Annotated in this window: 16 protein-coding genes; 12 read left to right on the top strand and 4 right to left on the bottom strand. The window is 73.2% G+C overall.

Annotation, left to right across the window (positions count from 1 at the left end):
* Nucleotides 1-128: 128 nt before the first annotated feature.
* Entirely contained in the window at nt 129-929 is an 801-nt protein-coding gene (locus AC07BS_RS05250) for an AfsR/SARP family transcriptional regulator (protein WP_478639676.1), read from the bottom strand.
* A 199-nt stretch (nt 930-1,128) separates the two neighbouring features.
* Nucleotides 1,129-1,608: a hypothetical protein gene (locus tag AC07BS_RS05245; RefSeq protein ID WP_478930320.1), complete on the bottom strand. Its 480-nt coding sequence runs from the start codon at nt 1,606-1,608 to the stop codon at nt 1,129-1,131.
* Between the two features lie 435 nt (nt 1,609-2,043).
* On the opposite strand from AC07BS_RS05245, the gene AC07BS_RS05240 reads away from it, so the two are divergent.
* The 8 genes from AC07BS_RS05240 (at nt 2,044) to AC07BS_RS05205 (ending at nt 9,667) form a co-directional block, all read left to right on the top strand.
* Nucleotides 2,044-3,042, top strand: coding sequence for a DUF2156 domain-containing protein (locus AC07BS_RS05240; RefSeq protein WP_478639679.1), 999 nt, complete (start codon nt 2,044-2,046; stop codon nt 3,040-3,042).
* Between the two features lie 50 nt (nt 3,043-3,092).
* A complete protein-coding gene (locus AC07BS_RS05235; RefSeq protein ID WP_478639682.1) occupies nt 3,093-3,254 on the top strand; it encodes a hypothetical protein in 162 nt (53 codons plus the stop codon).
* A gap of 135 nt (nt 3,255-3,389) precedes the next feature.
* The gene (locus tag AC07BS_RS05230) at nt 3,390-4,508 is read left to right on the top strand and encodes a fatty acid desaturase family protein (RefSeq protein ID WP_478639683.1); all 1,119 of its coding nucleotides are present in this window, start codon (nt 3,390-3,392) and stop codon (nt 4,506-4,508) included.
* A 101-nt stretch (nt 4,509-4,609) separates the two neighbouring features.
* The gene (locus AC07BS_RS05225; protein ID WP_478639686.1) at nt 4,610-6,031 is read left to right on the top strand and encodes an MFS transporter; all 1,422 of its coding nucleotides are present in this window, start codon (nt 4,610-4,612) and stop codon (nt 6,029-6,031) included.
* Nucleotides 6,032-6,114: 83 nt separating this feature from the next.
* A complete protein-coding gene (gene fabI, locus AC07BS_RS05220) occupies nt 6,115-6,876 on the top strand; it encodes an enoyl-ACP reductase FabI (protein WP_478930317.1) in 762 nt (253 codons plus the stop codon).
* A gap of 99 nt (nt 6,877-6,975) precedes the next feature.
* Nucleotides 6,976-7,653, top strand: coding sequence for a uracil-DNA glycosylase (locus AC07BS_RS05215; RefSeq protein WP_478930315.1), 678 nt, complete (start codon nt 6,976-6,978; stop codon nt 7,651-7,653).
* Complete coding sequence (locus AC07BS_RS05210) at nt 7,638-8,624, top strand: N-acetylglucosamine kinase (RefSeq protein ID WP_478930346.1); 987 nt, start codon at nt 7,638-7,640, stop codon at nt 8,622-8,624. Before AC07BS_RS05215 ends, AC07BS_RS05210 begins: the two co-directional genes overlap by 16 nt.
* Before the next feature lie 107 nt (nt 8,625-8,731).
* A complete protein-coding gene (locus tag AC07BS_RS05205) occupies nt 8,732-9,667 on the top strand; it encodes a sirohydrochlorin chelatase (RefSeq protein WP_478639692.1) in 936 nt (311 codons plus the stop codon).
* A 109-nt stretch (nt 9,668-9,776) separates the two neighbouring features.
* Here AC07BS_RS05205 and AC07BS_RS05200 read toward each other — a convergent pair whose 3' ends face one another.
* Nucleotides 9,777-10,862, bottom strand: a complete 1,086-nt coding sequence (locus AC07BS_RS05200) for a lactonase family protein (protein WP_478930313.1) — start codon at nt 10,860-10,862, stop codon at nt 9,777-9,779.
* Nucleotides 10,863-10,965: 103 nt separating this feature from the next.
* The gene (locus AC07BS_RS05195) at nt 10,966-12,453 is read right to left on the bottom strand and encodes an FUSC family protein (RefSeq protein WP_478930311.1); all 1,488 of its coding nucleotides are present in this window, start codon (nt 12,451-12,453) and stop codon (nt 10,966-10,968) included.
* 312 nt (nt 12,454-12,765) lie between these two features.
* Here AC07BS_RS05195 and AC07BS_RS05190 point away from each other — a divergent pair, with 312 nt between their 5' ends.
* The 4 genes from AC07BS_RS05190 to AC07BS_RS05175 all read left to right on the top strand — a co-directional run bounded on the left by AC07BS_RS05190 (nt 12,766) and on the right by AC07BS_RS05175 (nt 17,280).
* Nucleotides 12,766-15,282: an ATP-dependent Clp protease ATP-binding subunit gene (locus AC07BS_RS05190; RefSeq protein WP_478930310.1), complete on the top strand. Its 2,517-nt coding sequence runs from the start codon at nt 12,766-12,768 to the stop codon at nt 15,280-15,282.
* A 109-nt stretch (nt 15,283-15,391) separates the two neighbouring features.
* Nucleotides 15,392-15,619, top strand: a complete 228-nt coding sequence (locus AC07BS_RS05185) for a DUF6480 family protein (RefSeq protein ID WP_478639700.1) — start codon at nt 15,392-15,394, stop codon at nt 15,617-15,619.
* 86 nt (nt 15,620-15,705) lie between these two features.
* Nucleotides 15,706-16,188, top strand: a complete 483-nt coding sequence (locus AC07BS_RS05180) for an Lrp/AsnC family transcriptional regulator (protein WP_478639702.1) — start codon at nt 15,706-15,708, stop codon at nt 16,186-16,188.
* A gap of 165 nt (nt 16,189-16,353) precedes the next feature.
* On the top strand, nt 16,354-17,280 hold the full coding sequence (locus AC07BS_RS05175) for a D-alanyl-D-alanine carboxypeptidase family protein (RefSeq protein ID WP_478639703.1): 927 nt from the start codon (nt 16,354-16,356) through the stop codon (nt 17,278-17,280).
* Nucleotides 17,281-17,282: the final 2 nt, after the last annotated feature.

The raw sequence follows: 17,282 nt of genomic DNA, 5'->3' as shown, positions 1-17,282 counted from the left end.
TCTCCCCCCCCCCCCCCTCCCTCCCCCCCCCCCCCTCCCTCCCTCCCCCCCCCCCCCCCCCCCCCCCCCCCCCCGCGCCGGCGGGTGTGCGGTGCGGGGTGGGTGGGAATCGCACGGCCGCGCACCCGTCAGACCGCCTCCAGGAGGGCTGAGCGGGCATCACCGGTGGTGCTCAGGGCCGGGTGGTGGGAGAGGATGGCGTGCTCCACGCGCCGCAGCGCCGGGGAGGGCTCGACGCCCAGTTCCTCGGAGAGCCGGTGCCACATCCGGCGGTAGGTGTCCAGGGCGTCGGCCTGCCGTCCGGACCGGTAGAGCGCGATCATGAGCTGCTCGCAGAAGTACTCCCGCAGCGGGTTCCCGGCGTGCACCTCGCGCAGTTCGGCGAGGATGGCGGCGTGGTGGCCGGCCTTGAGCTCGGCGTCGAAGAAGAGCTCCAGGGCCCGCATCCGGTACTCCTCGTACCGGGCGGCGGCGGTCTGGCAGACCGGGCCGCCCACATGGCCGCCGAAGACGGGTCCGCGCCACATGGCCAGGGCGGTGCGGGTGAGCGCTGCGGCCTCGTCGCGGTCGCTGCCGGCGCCCGCCTCCGCGCGCCGGACCAGGGAGATGAACTCGGCCCCGTCCAGCTCGCCCTCCTCCAGGGAGAGCCGGTAGCCGGAGGGGTGGATGCTCAGCCGGGACGCGTCCCGTTCGGGTTCCAGGGCCTTCAGCCGCCTGCGGAGCCGGCTGACGTGCGCCTGGAGGGCGTTGGCCTCGTTCTCGGGGACGGCCTCCCCCCACATTTCGTTGATCAGGGTGTCCCCCGCGATGGCCTGGCCCTCGCTGACCAGTAACGCCTGGACGAGGGTGCGTTGCAGACCCCCTGGGATCTCCGCCGGACCGCTCGGGGTGCGGATCTCCAGCGCTCCGAGTATCGAGAAGCTCAGCACGACTGTCTCCCTTGCCGCTCTGTGCGTGGATGAGGATGTGGCGCTCGTTCCGGACGGGCCGCCCCTGGACGCGCTCGGCCCTCCGCTCCGGCAGGACCCTCGGAAGAAATATTACTTCACGACGGTATTTTTTCCCATCCCACGGTACCGGTGTGTCGGCACACCGGTCGAAGGGCCCGTGCGGCCAAGGGGCCGTGGGTCAGCCGAGGTTGGCGACGAACCCCCGCAGCGCCCGGGCGTGCCCGGGGAGGTGCTCATGGGTGCGCATGGTCATCACGTCGGCCCACCGGAGCTCGCCGGCGAAGACCTCGCGGCCCCCTCGGTCGACCAGCCGGACGGTCACCTCGGACAGCGCCACGTCCCAGGACATCCGGCCCACCAGGTCCAGCAGCTGGAGCGCGCCGTGCCGCATCGTCGCCACCCGCTCGGCATGCGTCGAGGAGGTGATCGCCGCGGCGATCACCTCCCGGGACATGCACGCGCCGTTGTCGACGCACGCCGTGCCGCCCGTCATCAGCGCGCGGGCGGCGCGGGCGAGCATGCCGTCGGTGAGCGCGATGTGCGTCAGCAGCCAGTCGGCCGTCGTGCGGTCGGCGTCCGTGATCGCCCCGGCCGCGGTGAAGGACTCGACGGCGGCCAGCAGGTCCTCATAGGCGCGGGCGAGATCTCTGGTATCCACGGGGACTCCGGTGCGACGGAAACAGGCGGACGTCAGCTGGCGGGGCCGCCGCGGCAGGGCGGCCACGCAAAAAGGTCCCGGTGGGCCGTATCTCCGCGAATACGGCCCACCGAGACCATACGCCCGTCGCCGGCCCGGGGGACAGCCTGGCGAGGGACAGACACAGGGACCTGGCGGGCGACACCATCGGGCAATCCCGCGATCCCGGCACGATGAATTCCTTTCACACCCCCGTGAAAAACTCCTGCAATTGATGTGCGCCATAAGGTCCGGCGCGGTCTCCCGCGCCGTTCACAGCACCTACCATGACAGCCTGCTCTGATATCCGACTGACGCAGTGCTGACATGTGTTCAACCGGCCATAATCCCTTCCGATTTGCCTCCGGAACGTGCTCTACTCTCTCCGTCGCAATTCTTCGAGAAGGGGACATCGACGTGTCCGCAATTGTCGATTCGGACAGCCCGATTCTGCGGGCCGTCCGCACGCACACCCAGGCGGAGAACGCCAGCTCGTTCCTGGCGATGAACACCGGTAACAGCGTTTTCTCGGCTCCCGGCACCGACGGCGTCGTCGTCTACCGCCGCACCGGCCGGTACGCGGTCCAGCTCGGCGGCCCGTTCGCCGCCCCGGACGCGTACGACGTCCTGCTCGACCGGTACCTCGACCACGTCCGCGAGCAGGGGCTGCGCCCGGTCGGCGTCCAACTCCAGCGCCACGACGCCGAGCGCTACGCGGCGCGCGGGTTCACCGTCAACCAGATCGGCGCCTCCTGGGCCGTACGGCTGCCGGACTTCACCCTGCGCGGCACCCGCTTCATGCAGCTGCGCAACAAGATCTCGCGGGCGTTCCGCAACGGCCTGACGGTCGAGGAGGTGCCGGCCGAGGACTGCGGCGCGGCCCTCGCGGTGATCGACGAGGCCTGGCTGGGCTCCAAGGGCGAGCAGGCCCGGCCCCTGGAGTTCCTGGTCGGCCAGGTCGGCGGCGACGCGCAGCGGCACCGCCGGCTCTTCGTGGGGTCGATCGAGGGCGCCCCGGTCGCCTACATCTCGTACTCGCCCGTCTTCGGCACCCGGGCCGGCTGGATGCACGACCTCAGCCGGCGCGTGCCGAGCGGCTCCCCCGGCCTGATGGAGGCGATCAACTCGTTCGCCATCGACCGGTTCCGCGAGGAGGGGGTGGAGTGGCTGCACTTCGGTTTCACGCCCTTCACCGGCCTCGACGAGGAGAACGAACTGCCCGGTCACAGCCCGGCGTTCCGCTGGCTGATGCACTTCCTGTGGGAGCACGGCGAGGCGCTGTACCCGGCGCAGACCCAGCTGGCCTACAAGCACAAGTGGGCGCCCGACGCGACGCTCCCCGAGTACGTCGCGTTCGACGACCAGGCCTCCCTGGCGGGCTTCGCCCACATCTTCCGCGCCTGCAACGCGTTCTGAGACCCATCTGACCCAACCGCCCGGCTCCACGAGCCCGCAAGGAGGCAGTCATGACCCAGGAGAGCAGCACCGACGTCCTGAGGCAGTCGATGGTGGACTACCTGATGCGCATCATCGGGCTTCCCGACGACGAGGCGATCGCCCGCGAGGCCGACGACGTCGTGCGGGCGCTGGACGCCCGGCTCCAGGCCGAGCGGCACGCCGCGGCCTGATGATCACGGGCGAACCGACATATCAGCGCCGTATCAGTACGGCGCGAAATGCTTCGCCGCAACTGTTCTGCCCGGAAATGGTCGCGGCGCCGCCGTCCACATGACCGGGCGCTTCGTCCAAGGGGAGCAACACGCATGCAATCTCCGCACGCCGACCGAACGAAACCCGGAAACGTCACGGCACTCGACGAACACCGTGAAGCGCCGGCCCAGCAACCCCGTACCGGGGCGTCCGCCACATTCTCCGAACTACTGAAGAGAGTGAAGGCGGAAGGGCTGCTCGATCTCAATCCCCGTTATTACGCCTGGCGATTGACTCTGAACACCTCTCTGATCGTCGCCGGTCTCGCCGCCTTCTTCTTGCTGGGCGACTCCTGGTGGCAGCTGCTGGTGGCGCTGTGGATGGGCCTGTGCGGCGGGCAGAGTGCCTTCATGTGGCACGACGCCGGCCACAAGGCCATGTTCCGTAACAAGAAGGCCGCCAACGCGGTGGGCTACTTCCACGCCAACTTCGTCAACGGCGTGAGCTACGGCTGGTGGGTCAACCACCACAACCGCCACCACAGCAACCCCAACCACCTGGACTTCGACCCCGACATCGGCCGCCGCACGGCGATATTCGACATCAAGCAGTACGCCTCCCGCCGCGGTCACCAGCGCCTCATCGTGCGCTACCAGAGCGTCCTGTTCTTCGTCCTGCTGGTCCTCGAGTCCTTCAAGATGCACAAGACCGCGGTCAAGTCGATCGCGGAGGGCAAGACCAAGAACCCCGTCCTGGAGTCGGTGCTCCTCGCGACCCGCGTGGCCATCTACCTGACGTGCGTCTTCACCCTGCTGTCGCCGGTGCTGGCCGTGGCGTTCATCCTGGTGCAGCAGGCCTCGCTGGGCGTCTACTTCGGAATGATCTTCGCCCCCAACCACAAGGGCATGCAGGTCCGGGACGGCGAGGAGGAGACCCTGGACTGGCTGGAGCGCCAGGTGCTCACCTCGCGCAACATCCGCCCGTCCTGGTTCATCGACTTCCTCTACGGGGGCCTCAACTACCAGGTGGAACACCACCTGTTCCCCGCCATGCCGCAGAAGAGCCTGGCCCGGGCCCGCGAACTGACCCGCGAGTACTGCGCCGAGCGCGGCGTGCCCTACCACGAGGTGGGCTTCTGGGCCTCCTACCGCGAGGTCGCCTCGTACCTCCACGAGGTCAGCGCGCCCGTCCGCCGGGGCGAGGTGGACCGCGACGGCCGCGTCGCGGCCTGACGCCGGGCGGCCGGCCGCACCGGGCCGGCCGCCCCCTCCCCCGTCCCCCACCCAGGAGTGCCCCGCCCAGGAGTGCCCCCGCCCAGGAGAGAACGTCCTCCATGACCGAGACCACCATCGACCGGACCGGGATCCGGCCGGCCGGCGCCGCGTCCGTCGGCGAGCGGCTGGACCGGATGCCGATCACCCCGGTCCACCGCAGACTCACGGCCGTCGTCGGCATCGGCCTGCTGTTCGACACCTTCGAGAACAACCTCTCGGGGACCGTCTCCAAGGTCCTCCAGAACGACTTCGCCTTCGGGGCCACGACCCTCAAGCTCGTCCTGGCCTCGGCCTTCATCGGACAGTTCATCGGCTCGCTCGTGCTGGGCCGGGTCGCCGACCGCTACGGCCGACGCCGCGCCTTCCTCATCAACCTGGCCCTCTACTCGGGCTTCTCGCTCCTCGGGGCGTTCTCCCCGAACGCCGCCTGGCTCATCGCCACCCGCTTCCTGGCGGGCATCGGCATCGGCGCCGAGCAGTCGCTGTCCGACATCTACCTGGCGGACGTCCTGCCCGCGTCCAAACGCGGCCGGTACACCGCCTGGGCCTACACCATCGCCTTCTGCGGCGTGCCCGCCGTGGGCTTCGCGGCGCTGTGGCTCGTACCGCTGTCCCCACTGGGCATCGACGGCTGGCGCTGGCTCTTCATCGCCGGTTCGCTCGGCTCGGCGGTCGTGTGGATCCTGCGCCGCCGGCTGATCGAGTCGCCGCGCTGGCTCGACGCGGTGGGCCGGCACGAGGAGGCCGAGCGCCTGGTCGCCGCCATGGAGGCCGAGGTGCCGGCGGCGGCCCGGACCGCCCCCGCCGCCGCGACGTCCTTGACCAAGGACGCACCCGGCCCGACGGCCGCCCCGGAGACCACCGCCCCCGACCGGGCGCGGCTGAGCACCGTGTTCTCGGCCACCTACCGCCGCCGCACGATCATGCTGTGGCTCATCTGTGTGCTGTCGGTGGTCGGTTACTACGGATTCGGCTCGCTCGCGCCGCAGATCCTGGCCGCCAAGGGCTACGGCATCGTGGCCGGACTGGGGTACACGGCGCTGTCCTTCGTCGGCTACCCCATCGGGTCCGCCCTGTCGCTGCCCATCATCGACCGCGTCGAACGCAAGGTGCTGGTGGCCCTGTCCGCCGGCGCGATGGTGCTGACCGGGCTCGGCTTCGCCTACGCCGCCACCCCGCCGTTGCTGGTGCTGTGCGGGTTCGGGTACACGCTCGCCAGCAACGTCTTCGCCAACGTCTCCCACGTCTACCTCGCCGAGCAGTACCCCACCGCGATCCGCGCGGCCGCCTCCGGCCTCGCCTACTCGCTGTCCAAACTCAGCGCCGCCGCGCTGCCGTTCGTCCTGCTGCCGGTGCTGGAGTCCTACGGGGCCGGGCCGCTCTTCGTCGTCATCGCCGTGGCGATGGCGCTGCTGGCCGCTGTCGTCCTGGTCCTGGGCGAACGCACCACGGGCGAGTCCGTGGACCGTCCCACGGCCTGACCCCCCACCTGAGCCCACCCGCACCCCCGCCACCGGCATCCCGCCACCGGCATCCCGCCACCGAGAACAGGGAACCCACCGCCATGAACAGCACCCTCGCCGGGAAGCGCATCCTGGTCACCGGCGTCCTCACCGAGTCGTCGATCGCCTTCCAGGCCGCGAAGGTCGCCCAGAACGAGGGCGCCGAAGTCATCCTCACCGGCTTCGGCCGGCTCCCCCTCGTCGAGCGCATCGCCCAGCGCCTGCCCAAGCCGGCGCCGGTCATCGAGCTGGACGTCACCAACCAGGAGCACCTCGACGGCCTGGCCGACAAGGTGCGTCCGTACGCCGACCGCCTCGACGGCGTCGTCCACTCCATCGCCTTCGGCCCGCAGGGCGCCTTCAACTTCCTGGAGGGCACCTGGGAGGACGTCTCCACGGCCGTCCAGGTCTCGGCGTACTCCTACAAGTCGCTGACCATGGCGCTGCTGCCGCTGATGCGCGAGGGCGCCTCGGTCGTGGGTCTGACCTTCGACGCCCAGGTCGCCTGGCCGAAGTACGACTGGATGGGCGTGGCCAAGGCCGCCCTGGAGTCCACCAACCGCTACCTCGCGCGTGACCTGGGCCCCAAGGGCATCCGCTGCAACCTCGTCGCCGCGGGCCCCATCAAGTCGATGGCCGCCAAGTCCATCCCGGGCTTCGAGGAGCTCGCGGACGTGTGGAACCACCGCGCCCCCATCGGCTGGGACCTCACCGACCCCGAGCCCGCCGGACGCGGCGTCGTCGGCCTGCTGTCGGACTTCTTCCCGCGGACGACGGGCGAGATCGTCCACGTCGACGGCGGTGTCCACATGATGGGCGCCTGACGCCCGGAACACCGCGCACCGCTCCACCGCCCGCCCTTCCGGCCCCTCCGGGAGGGCGGGTTCGTGCGCGCACGGCCTGAGCCACTAGAGTGACGCTCCGTGGCTGCACGACCATTGAACGAGATCGTCGAAACGGGCTGGGCCAAGGCGCTGGAGCCGGTGGCCGGGAGGGTCGCCGCGATGGGCGACTTCCTGCGGGCCGAGATCGCCGCCGGCCGGACCTACCTGCCCTCCGGGGCGAACGTGCTGCGTGCCTTCCAGCAGCCGTTCGACGAGGTGAGGGTGCTCATCGTGGGGCAGGACCCCTACCCCACCCCCGGGCACGCCGTGGGGCTCAGCTTCTCCGTGGCGCCCGAGGTGCGCCCGCTGCCCGGCAGCCTGGAGAACATATTCCGCGAGCTGAACACCGACCTGGGTCTTCCCCGCCCCTCCAACGGCGACCTGACGCCGTGGACGCGACAGGGCGTCCTGCTGCTCAACAGGGCTCTGACGACGGCCCCGCGCCAGCCCGCCGCGCACCGCGGCAAGGGCTGGGAGGAGGTCACCGAGCAGGCCATCCGCGCCCTGGTGGCGCGCGGCCGGCCGATGGTGGCGGTGCTCTGGGGGCGGGACGCGCGCAATCTGCGGCCGCTGCTGGACGGCGTACCGTGCGTGGAGTCAGCCCACCCCTCCCCCATGTCCGCGGACCGCGGCTTCTTCGGCTCGCGGCCGTTCAGCCGGGCCAACGACCTGCTGACGCGGCAGGGTTCGGTGCCCGTGGACTGGCGGCTGCCCTGAGCCCGGCCGGGCACGTCCTGGCGGTCGACTCCGGGGGCTCGGGCCTCCGGGTCGCGCTGGCGCCGGCCGGCGCCGGCGGCCCCGTCCTGCGGCGGTCCTCGCCCGCGCCGGTGCCCGTCGGCGAGCGGGGCATCGACGCGCGGGACCTGCTCGGCGCGGTGCTGCCCGTGGCCCGGGAGCTGCTGCGCGAGGCCGGCGCGGACCGCTGCGCGGCCGTCTGTGTGGGCGCGGCCGGCATGGCCATGCTGGGCGACGACCTGCGCGCCGCGCTGCCCGCGGCCCTGCGCGACGCGCTCGGCACGGACCGGCTCGCGCTGGCCTCCGACGCGGTGACGGCCTACGCGGGCGCCCTGGGCCAGCGGCCGGGCGCCGTGGTCGCGGCCGGCACCGGGGTGGTCGCGCTCGGCACGGACCTGACGGCCGGGGGCGGCTGGCGGCGCGCCGACGGCTGGGGTCATCTGCTCGGTGACTGCGGCGGCGGGGCCTGGATCGGCCGGGCCGGCCTGGAGGCGGCGCTGCGCGCGTACGACGGGCGGGCGGGCGGCTCGCGGGCCCTGCTGGCGCGCGCGGAGACGGTGTTCGGTCCGGCGCCGGGGCTGCCCGGGAGGCTCTACCCGCGCGCGGACCGGCCGGCCGTCCTCGCCTCCTTCGCCCCCGAGGTGGGGCGCTGCGCGGCGGACGATCCGGTGGCCGCGGGCATCCTGCGGACGGCCGCCGGCCACCTCGCCGCCGCGGCCGCGGCGGTGTGTCCCCCCGGCGTGGGGGAGGTGGCCCTCACGGGTGGTCTGTTCGGCCTGGGCGCCCCACTGCTCGAACCTTTGCAAGAGGGATTGCGTTCGCACATTCCCGGAGTCCGGACGATCTCGGCGCAGGGTGATCCACTGGCCGGCGCGGTGACCGTGGCCACGGCACTCGCGACGGACGGGCTGACGCTCCCGGTGGACGGAACGCTGCTCTGGATCATTTGCTGATCATATCTGCGCTGATCGTATGAGCCATCGAATAAATCCGGACAGACGTTGCGCAGATACCCCCCACCCGAACGTCCGAGCCCCATGAACGACTACGATGCGGCGCCATGAGCTCCCCCACAGGGCCCACGCCCGGCCTGCCTGTACGAATGCCACGTCCCCGCCAGCCCGGACGGCACCGGCGGCCGGAGCCCGTGGCCGCCCCGGCGGGCGCGCCCCCGCTGGTGCTGGCCGTGACCGGTACGCCCGACATCGCCACGCGGCGCCTCGCCGAGGAGACCCTGAGCATCGCCCGCTCCGAGCTCCCCGGCCTGGACGCGCGCGTCGGCTACGTGGACGCGGACGCCGACGCCGAGGGTTTCCCCCCGCTGGAGGCCGTGCTGTCCTTCGCCGCCTCCCAGCGCGCCGCTCGCGATGGCGAAGCGGCTGACGCGGCGGGCGAAGGGAACGTCTGGGCCCAGGCGCCCGACGCCGTCGTCGTGCCGCTGCTCGCGGGGCCGGACAGCGCCGCCCTGCGCCGTATACGCCAGGCCCTGATGAACAGCGGCTCGGCCAGCGAGCTCACCGACACGCTCGGCCCGCACCCGCTGCTCGCCGAGGCGCTGCACGTCCGCCTCTCCGAGGCCGGCCTGTCCCGCGCCGACCGCGCCCGGCTGTTCACGGTGGCGACGGCCGCCGACGGCATCGTGCTCGCCACGGTCGGCGGCGACGAGGCCGTGCAGGCCGCCGGCATCACCGGCATGCTGCTCTCCGCCCGGCTCGCGGTGCCCGTGCTGGCCGCCGCGCTGGACGAGGAGGGCGCCGTGGCCCGCGCCGCCGACCAGCTGCGCGGCTCCGGTTCCCAGCACCTCGCCCTGGCCCCCTGCCTCATCGGGCCGGAGGTCGACGAGACGCTGACCGCCATGGCCGCCAAGGAGGCCGGCTGCGCCGCCGCCGAGCCGCTGGGCGCCTACCCGGCCGTCGGCAAGCTCGTGCTCGCCAAGTACGCCGAGACGCTCGGCATCTCCGTACAGCCGGCGCCGCAGGGCGTGCCGGTCCGCTGACGCGTCATCGGGACACCGCCGCTGGAGGGGCCTCCGCCACAGGAGGCCCCTCCAGGCGTTCCCGGGGGCGTACGGGCCTCCTGGAGCCCGGACGGCATCCGACGGCCCGTCAGGCCCTTGTCGGGCCACCTCGGACGAGCAGCACGCAGGACGCGGCCGGTACCCCGAGCGAGCCGCCCCAGACGGGCATCCCCGTCGAGGGGTCCACGGTGAACCAGGCCACGTCGCCGGACCGCTCGTTGGCGGCGTACAGCAGCCGCCCGTCCGGGCACGCCGTCAGATCCCGGGGCCAGTGGCCCCCGCAGCCCGTGGTGCCGCGCAGCGCGAGGCCGTCGCCCGACGCGTCGAGGGCCAGGGTGGCGATGGCGTCGGCGCCGCGGACGGCCGCCCACAGGAACCGGCCGTCGGGCGAGACGACGGGCGCCGACGGATAGCTCGGCGCCTGTGCGCCCAGAGGCAGGACCCGGGTCTCCCCCACCGGCTCCAGCGTCCCGTCCGCGGCGTCCCAGCGGCAGACGGTGACGGTGGGCTCCAGCTCGTTGAGCACGTACGCCCGGTCGCCGCGCGGATGGAAGACCAGGTGGCGGGGGCCGCTGCCCGGGCGCAGCGCCGTCTCGCCGCGCGGGGCGGGCGCGCCGGTGGCGGGGTCGAGGGCGTACGTCCACACCGAGTCCGTGCCGAGGTCGACGGCCAGCAGCCAGCGCCCCGAGGGGTCGGGCACCACCGCGTGGGCGTGCGGGCCGGCCTGGCGGTCCGCCACCGGTCCGGCGCCGCGGTGCGGGAGCACCGCCGAGGGCCCGCCGGGCAGCCCGCCGCGGCGGACGGGCAGGGCGCTGACGCTGCCCGAGCCGTAGTTGGCGGTGAACAGCCAGGGGCCGGTGGCGGCGAGGTGGGTGGGGCCGTCGCCGCGCACGGGGACGGGTGCCCCGAGCGGCTCGGGGCGGGCCGGGTCGGCCAGCGAGAACGCGGCCGCGCAGCCCTCGTCCGTCTCGCTCACCGCGTAGAGCACGTCACCGCCGGGCGACAGCGCCAGGTACGACGGGTTCGTCACGGCGTCGGTGGTGTACAGGGGCGTCAGGGCGCCGGTGGCGTCGTCGGCCTCGGCGACGGTCAGTCCCGGGCCGCCCGCCTCGGTGAACGATCCGATGTACGCCAGCCGGCGACCCCGCCCCGCCGTTCCCGCACTGCCCGCCATGCCCCGCCCCTCCCGTCGTCGCGGCCGCGGAGGCGACCGTCGGACCCGACGCTACAGGGTGCCACCGACGGTCACGCAGGGTGGTGGGTGACCGGGCGCGGGCTCAGGCGTCGACGAGGACCTCGCGCCGCCCGCCGCGCAGCGGCGCGGCCAGCGAGACGAGGGCGGCCTCCAGCTCGTCCAGGTGGGCGAGGGCGCGCTCCGCGCCGGGGTGGTGGACGACGCCCGCGGGCCCGGCGGCCGGCACGCCCTCGGCCGGGCCGGCCACGGCGAGCAGCGCCGCCTCGACCCGGGCGCAGGCGGCCGTCAGCCGGGCGTCGTGGGACGCGTCGGGGTCGGCGGCGACCTCGGCGAGGCCGCGGGTCTGCCGTACGCACTCGTCGAGGTGGGCCATGACCTCCACCGCCCGGGCGCGGCGCGCCCGCAGCGGGCTGAGGGGGTGCAGCAGCGGCGCCAGCGACACCCGCACCTTGGCGAGCAGGGACTCCAGCTCGGCGACGTGCGGGGCCGGGTCGGCGGCCGCGTCGCCCGCCAGACGGCGCGCGGACTCGGCCGTGCAGCGGCGCACGGCCAGCAGCGCCCGCCGGATCCAGGCGTCGGTGGCGCCGTGGGTGGTGACGGGCAGGACGACGGAGACGGCGATCGCCGCGCCGGCGGCGCCCACGAGGGTCTGCTCCAGGCGCAGCTCCAGCAGGCCCGGGTGGAGCACGCCGAGGAGCCCGTAGAGCAGGCCGGCCATGACGGTCACGAAGAACATCATCCAGCTGTACGAGGGCGCGGCGGTGTAGAAGATCCCGAAGACGCAGACCGCGACGAGGGCGGCGGTGGGCGCGGGGGCGCCGTGCAGCGGCACCGCGACGAGGAGGCCCGCGCCGATGCCCACGAGGGTGCCCACGACACGGCGGAAGCCCCGGACGAGCGTCTCGCCGCGCGAGGCGGTGTTGACGAAGATCCACCAGGCGGTGCCGACGGCCCAGTACCAGCGCTCCTGGGAGACCAGCTGGCCCACGCCCAGGGCGAGGGCGCAGGCGACGGTGTTCTGGACGGCCAGCCGGGTGGTGGGCCGCGCGAGGCCGCGCGCCTGGAGGGGGGCGGGGCCGGCGGGCGGCGGGGTGCGGCGTTCGACGCACCACAGTCCGAAGCGGACGAGACAGGAGGCGGCGAGGGCCAGGGTCACGGCCGCGTACAGCGCGGGCAGCTGGTCCGGCACGGCGTGGAGGAACTGGGTGGCGAAGAACATCATGAAGCCGAAGATCCCCAGCGCCTGGCCGCGGGCTCCCCAGCGCCGCGCGTAGACCCCGCAGAAGACCACGGCGAGGAACACCACGTCACGCGCCAGGGGCAGGCCGTGGAGGGACGCCGCCAGGGCGAGCACGGGCAGGCCGACGACCGGCAGCAGCCCGGTGGTGACCACCTGGCGCCGTACGGTCGCGTCGCCGACGGTGAAGAGCGCGAGGAGCGCGGCGAGCCCGCCGAGGATGACGGCGGGCAGCGGCAGCCCCGCCGACCGGGCGGTGGCGACCGCGAGCCCCACGCCCAGCACGGCGCGGAGTCCGGTGCGCAGCCTCAGCCGCCCCGGATCCGGCGCCACGAACAGCCTCCTCAGCACGAATGCCCGTCCTTCCCGAAGATCGGCACGAAAAAGGCGCTGGGGAGGACCCACAGCGCCATCGACTCCCCCATCAGAGCACCCCGGCGGCTGATGGCTCAAGGCGAGGCGAAAACGCTGTGCCATTGGCCCAGCACCGGGCCGGTGGGGGTGGTCCGGAGGGGGCCAATGGCGCTGAGGTGCGGCCATCTCGTCCCGAGCCCATGGTGGGAAGGAACGGCTACGGCCCGTCCGTCGACGACGGCGTGGTCCGGCGCCCCCGGCGCACCGGACCGCCGGGATCGGGTGATCACTGTGACGACCTCGCCCTTCGGCTCGGGGGACCCCTTCTCCGACCTGTTCGACCGCTTCTTCGGCATGAGCCCGGCGGCCTCGCCGCCGGCGGTCCAGCGCGTACCGATCGGCCGGCTGCTGAGCGACTCCGCGCAGGAGCTGCTGGAGGCCGCGGGGAAGCGGGCCGCCGAGGACGGCGCCGACCTCGACACGCCGCACCTGCTGTGGGCCGCCACCCGGGTGGCGCCCGCGCGCCGTCTGCTCCAGCGGGCGGACGTCGATCCCGACGACCTCGCCGCGCGGCTGGAGGGCTCGCTGCCCGCGGGCGGCGCCGACGGCGAGCCGGCCCTGTCGCCCGCCGCGAAGCGGGCGCTGCTGGCCGCCCACGCCCTGTCCCGGGAGACCGGCTCCTCGTACATCGGCCCCGAGCACATCCTGTCGGCACTGCTGCGGGACCCGGCGTCGGGCGCCGCCGCCGCGCTGGGCGGCGACGGTACCGGCGCCGGCCCGCTGCGCGAGGGACTCGGCGGCGGCCAAGGCGTCGCCGGCGGGCAGGCCGCGGCGGGCGGGCGGAGTGCCACGCCGACGCTCGACGAGTACGGCCGCGACCTGACCGAGGAGGCCCGGGCCGGCCGGCTCGACCCGGTGGTGGGCCGCGCCGAGGAGATCGAGCAGACGGTGGAGGTCCTGTCCCGGCGCGCGAAGAACAACCCCGTGCTCCTGGGCGACCCCGGCGTCGGCAAGACCGCGATCGTCGAGGGGCTGGCCCAGCGGATCGTCTCCGGCGACGTCCCCAAGTCGCTGCGGGACCGCCGGGTGGTCTCGCTGGACCTGGCCGGCCTGGTGGCCGGGTCGAAGTACCGCGGCGAGTTCGAGGAACGCCTGAAGAAGGTGATCGACGAGGTCACCGCCGCGGAGAAGAACGTCGTCCTGTTCGTCGACGAACTGCACACCGTCGTCGGTGCCGGCGGCGGCGCCGAGGGGGCCATGGACGCGGGCAACATCCTCAAGCCCGCCCTGGCCCGCGGTGACCTGAGCGTCGTCGGCGCGACCACCATCGACGAGTACCGCAGGAACGTCGAGAAGGACGCCGCGCTCGAACGGCGCTTCCAGCCCGTGATGGTGCGCGAGCCCACCGTCGACGAGACGGTGGAGATCCTGCGCGGCCTGCGGGACCGCTACGAGGCCCACCACGGCGTGCGCTTCACCGACGAGGCCCTGGACACCGCGGCGGCCCTCTCCGACCGCTACATCACCGACCGGTTCCTGCCCGACAAGGCCATCGACCTGATGGACCAGGCGGGCGCCCGGGTCGCCCTGCGCGGCGGCGCGGACGACGCGGTGACCCGGCTCCAGGACGAACTCACCCGGCTGGGCCGGGAGAAGGACGAGGCGGTCGGCGCCGAGGACTACGAACGCGCCGCCGAGCTCAAACGGCGTGTCCAGGAGACGGAACAGGAGCTCTCCGGGCTCGGCGGCGAACGGGAGCCCACCCCGCGCGTCACCGCCGAGGACATCGCCGAGGTGCTGTCGCGCCGCACCGGCATCCCGTTGTCCCGGCTGACCGAGTCCGAGCGCGAACGGCTGATGAAGCTGGAGGAGACCCTCCACCGGCGCGTCATCGGCCAGGACGAGGCCGTCACCGCCGTGGCGCAGGCGGTGCGCCGCGGCCGCGCGGGCATGGGCGACCCCGGCCGGCCCACGGGCAGCTTCCTCTTCCTGGGCCCCACCGGGGTCGGCAAGACCGAGCTGGCCAAGGCCGTGGCGGAGATCCTCTTCGGCGAGGAGGACCGCCTGATCCGCTTCGACATGAGCGAGTTCCAGGAGCGGCACACGGTCTCCCGGCTCGTCGGCTCGCCGCCCGGCTACGTGGGCCACGAGGAGGCCGGGCAGCTCACCGAAGCGGTGCGCCGCAAGCCGTACAGCGTCCTGCTGTTCGACGAGGTGGAGAAGGCCCACCCCGACGTCTTCAACCTGCTGCTGCAGGTCCTCGACGACGGCCGGCTGACCGACGCCCAGGGGCGCACCGCCGACTTCCGCAACACGGTCGTCATCATGACCAGCAACATCGCCTCGCAGCGCATCCTGGACCACCACGGCGCGGTCGACGAGATCAGGGACGACCTGATGGCCGAGCTTCGCCGGCACTTCCGCCCCGAGTTCCTCAACCGCATCGACGAGATCGTGGTCTTCCACGCCCTGGACCGGAGCGACCTGCTCAGGATCGTCGACCTGCTGCTGGAGAACAGCAGACGCCGCCTCCACGCCCAGCGGATCGGCCTCACCGTCACCGAGCGGGCCAAGGGGTGGCTGGCCGACCGCGGCCACCAGCCGGAGTTCGGGGCCCGGCCGCTGCGCCGGACGATCCAGTCCGAGCTCGACAACCGGCTCGCCGGGCTGCTGCTCGACGGGACCGTCGGACCGGGCGACACCGTGGTGTGCGACGTGCAGGACGACGAGCTGGTGTGCGCCACGCGGCACGAGGAGGCGTCCGACGAGACACCCGCCGAGGATTCCGGCGCGGGGTTCCCCGGATGATCCGGGCCGAGGCTCCGCCGGGCGGGCCGTCGCGTCCTCCCGGCGGGACCATGGAGGGGGGACACGTCCGGTCCGGCCGCCGGACCGGCAGAAGGGTCAGGTGACAGCTATGGCCGCAACGAATCCCGACCCGGACCCGGACCGCACCAGCGGTCTCGAGCCGGGCGGAGGCGTCCCGCCGGGCGAGACGCCTCCCGGCGAGAGCAGCATGTCCGGCGCGGGGCCCCGGCAGCCGGACTACGACCAGCGCGGCTGGGCGACGGCCCCGGTCCTGGTGATCGGCCTGTTCGTGCTCCTGTTCGCGCTGACCGTCATCATCTGGGCCGCCCTGGTCTGACCCGCGCGGCGCGTGCCCGGGGTCCGGCGGTGGGCCATTGGTACAGTGCGAGGCCGCCGATACCGACCACGAGGGAGCCGGGCCCCATGGCCGTGGACGCGCTGGACGCCAGGATCCTGCGGCTGCTGCTGGAGCAGCCGCGGACGAGCGTGCGCGAGTACGCGCGGCTGCTGGGCATCGCGCGCGGCACACTCCAGGCACGGCTCGACCGGCTGGAGCGCGACGGGGTGATCACCGGGACGGGGCCGCGGCTGTCGCCCGCCGCCCTCGGCCACCCGGTGCTCGCCTTCGTCCACATCGAGGTCACCCAGGGCAACCTGGACACGGTGGCGGACGGCCTGGGCTCCGTACCGGAGATCATCGAGGCCTTCTCGATAACGGGCGGCGGCGATCTGATGGCCCGTGTCGTCGCGCGGGACGCGGCACATTTGGAGGACGTGATCCAGCGGCTGGTCCGGCTGCCCGGAGTGGTGCGCACCCGTACGGAGATGGTGCTCCGCGAGCGGGTGCCGTACCGGATGGTGCCGCTGGTGGACGCGGTGGGCCGGGCGGCCGGCGGACGGACCTGACGCCGCGTGCTGACGGCGCGTCCTGACCCCGCGTCCTGACGGTGCGTCCGGAAAAAGCCCCGGCCGGGGGCGTGAGGGGGCCCTGACGGGGACCTGCCTTCTCGTGGCGCATGAGCTGGTGCGATCATCTGCCTCTCATCCCGACCACCGAGAAAAGGTCCGTACATGGAGCGAAGTGGGAGAAGAACCGCGCGTCGTTGGGGCGCCGCCGCGGTGGCCTCGACCGCGGCTGTGGCCGTCGCCCTCCCGGCGACGACGGCCCAGGCGGCCGGCGGTCCGACCGGCATAGCCGCCAAGGGCGCCTTCCTGCTCGACAGCGGCGCCGACCGTGCGCTGTGGGGCAAGGACGCCGACACCAAGCGGCAGATGGCCAGCACCACCAAGATCATGACCGCGGTCACGGTCCTGGGGATCAAGGGCGTCGACCTCGACAGGAAGGTCACCGTCAAGCAGTCCTACCGCGACTACGTGACCCGCACCGGGGCGAGCACGGCGGACCTGCGCACGGGCGACAAGCTGACCGTCCGGCAGCTGATGTACGCCCTGATGCTCCCCTCGGGGTGCGACGCCGCGTACGCGCTCGCCGACACCTTCGGCACCGGTTCCACCGAGGCGGCCCGTACCACCTCGTTCATCGCCAAGATGAACAAGAAGGCCGCCGACCTGGGCATGAAGAACACGCGGTACGACTCGTTCGACGGCATATCCCGGGCGGGGAACAACTACACCACCCCGCGCGACACCGCCAAGCTCGCCCGCAAGGCGCTGGCCAGCAAGACGCTGAGCACGGTCGTCCGCACGACCACCACCAAGCAGAAGGCCGCGAACGTCAATCGCACCTACTACTGGGACAACACCAACAAGCTGCTGGGCAGCTACCAGGGTGCGATCGGCATCAAGACCGGGACCGGCACGGCCGCCGGGCCGTGCCTGGTCTTCGCGGCGCAGCGCGGCAAGCGCACGGTCGTGGGCGTCATCCTCAACGACCCCACCAACCGCTACCCCGACGCCGTCAAGATGCTCGACTGGGCCTTCAAGACGAAGACGTCGGTGAAGCTGCGTCAGCTGCCGCCGTCGGCGCAGAAGGACTGACG

Source organism: Streptomyces sp. NPDC044063 (assembly GCF_056434285.1).
Note: the sequence above shows the minus strand (reverse complement) of the source record. Positions and strands in the feature narration are given on the sequence as shown.

Bases quoted from the DNA above. Each gene is read 5' to 3' on its own strand.
- AC07BS_RS05235 (WP_478639682.1), top strand. From the start codon at position 3,093: ATGACCCAGGAGAGCAGCACCGACGTCCTGAGGCAGTCGATGGTGGAC.
- AC07BS_RS05230 (WP_478639683.1), top strand. From the start codon at position 3,390: ATGCAATCTCCGCACGCCGACCGAACGAAACCCGGAAACGTCACGGCA.
- AC07BS_RS05225 (WP_478639686.1), top strand. From the start codon at position 4,610: ATGACCGAGACCACCATCGACCGGACCGGGATCCGGCCGGCCGGCGCC.
- fabI (WP_478930317.1), top strand. From the start codon at position 6,115: ATGAACAGCACCCTCGCCGGGAAGCGCATCCTGGTCACCGGCGTCCTC.
- AC07BS_RS05205 (WP_478639692.1), top strand. From the start codon at position 8,732: ATGAGCTCCCCCACAGGGCCCACGCCCGGCCTGCCTGTACGAATGCCA.
- AC07BS_RS05200 (WP_478930313.1), bottom strand. From the start codon at position 10,862: ATGGCGGGCAGTGCGGGAACGGCGGGGCGGGGTCGCCGGCTGGCGTAC.
- AC07BS_RS05185 (WP_478639700.1), top strand. From the start codon at position 15,392: ATGGCCGCAACGAATCCCGACCCGGACCCGGACCGCACCAGCGGTCTC.
- AC07BS_RS05180 (WP_478639702.1), top strand. From the start codon at position 15,706: ATGGCCGTGGACGCGCTGGACGCCAGGATCCTGCGGCTGCTGCTGGAG.
- AC07BS_RS05175 (WP_478639703.1), top strand. From the start codon at position 16,354: ATGGAGCGAAGTGGGAGAAGAACCGCGCGTCGTTGGGGCGCCGCCGCG.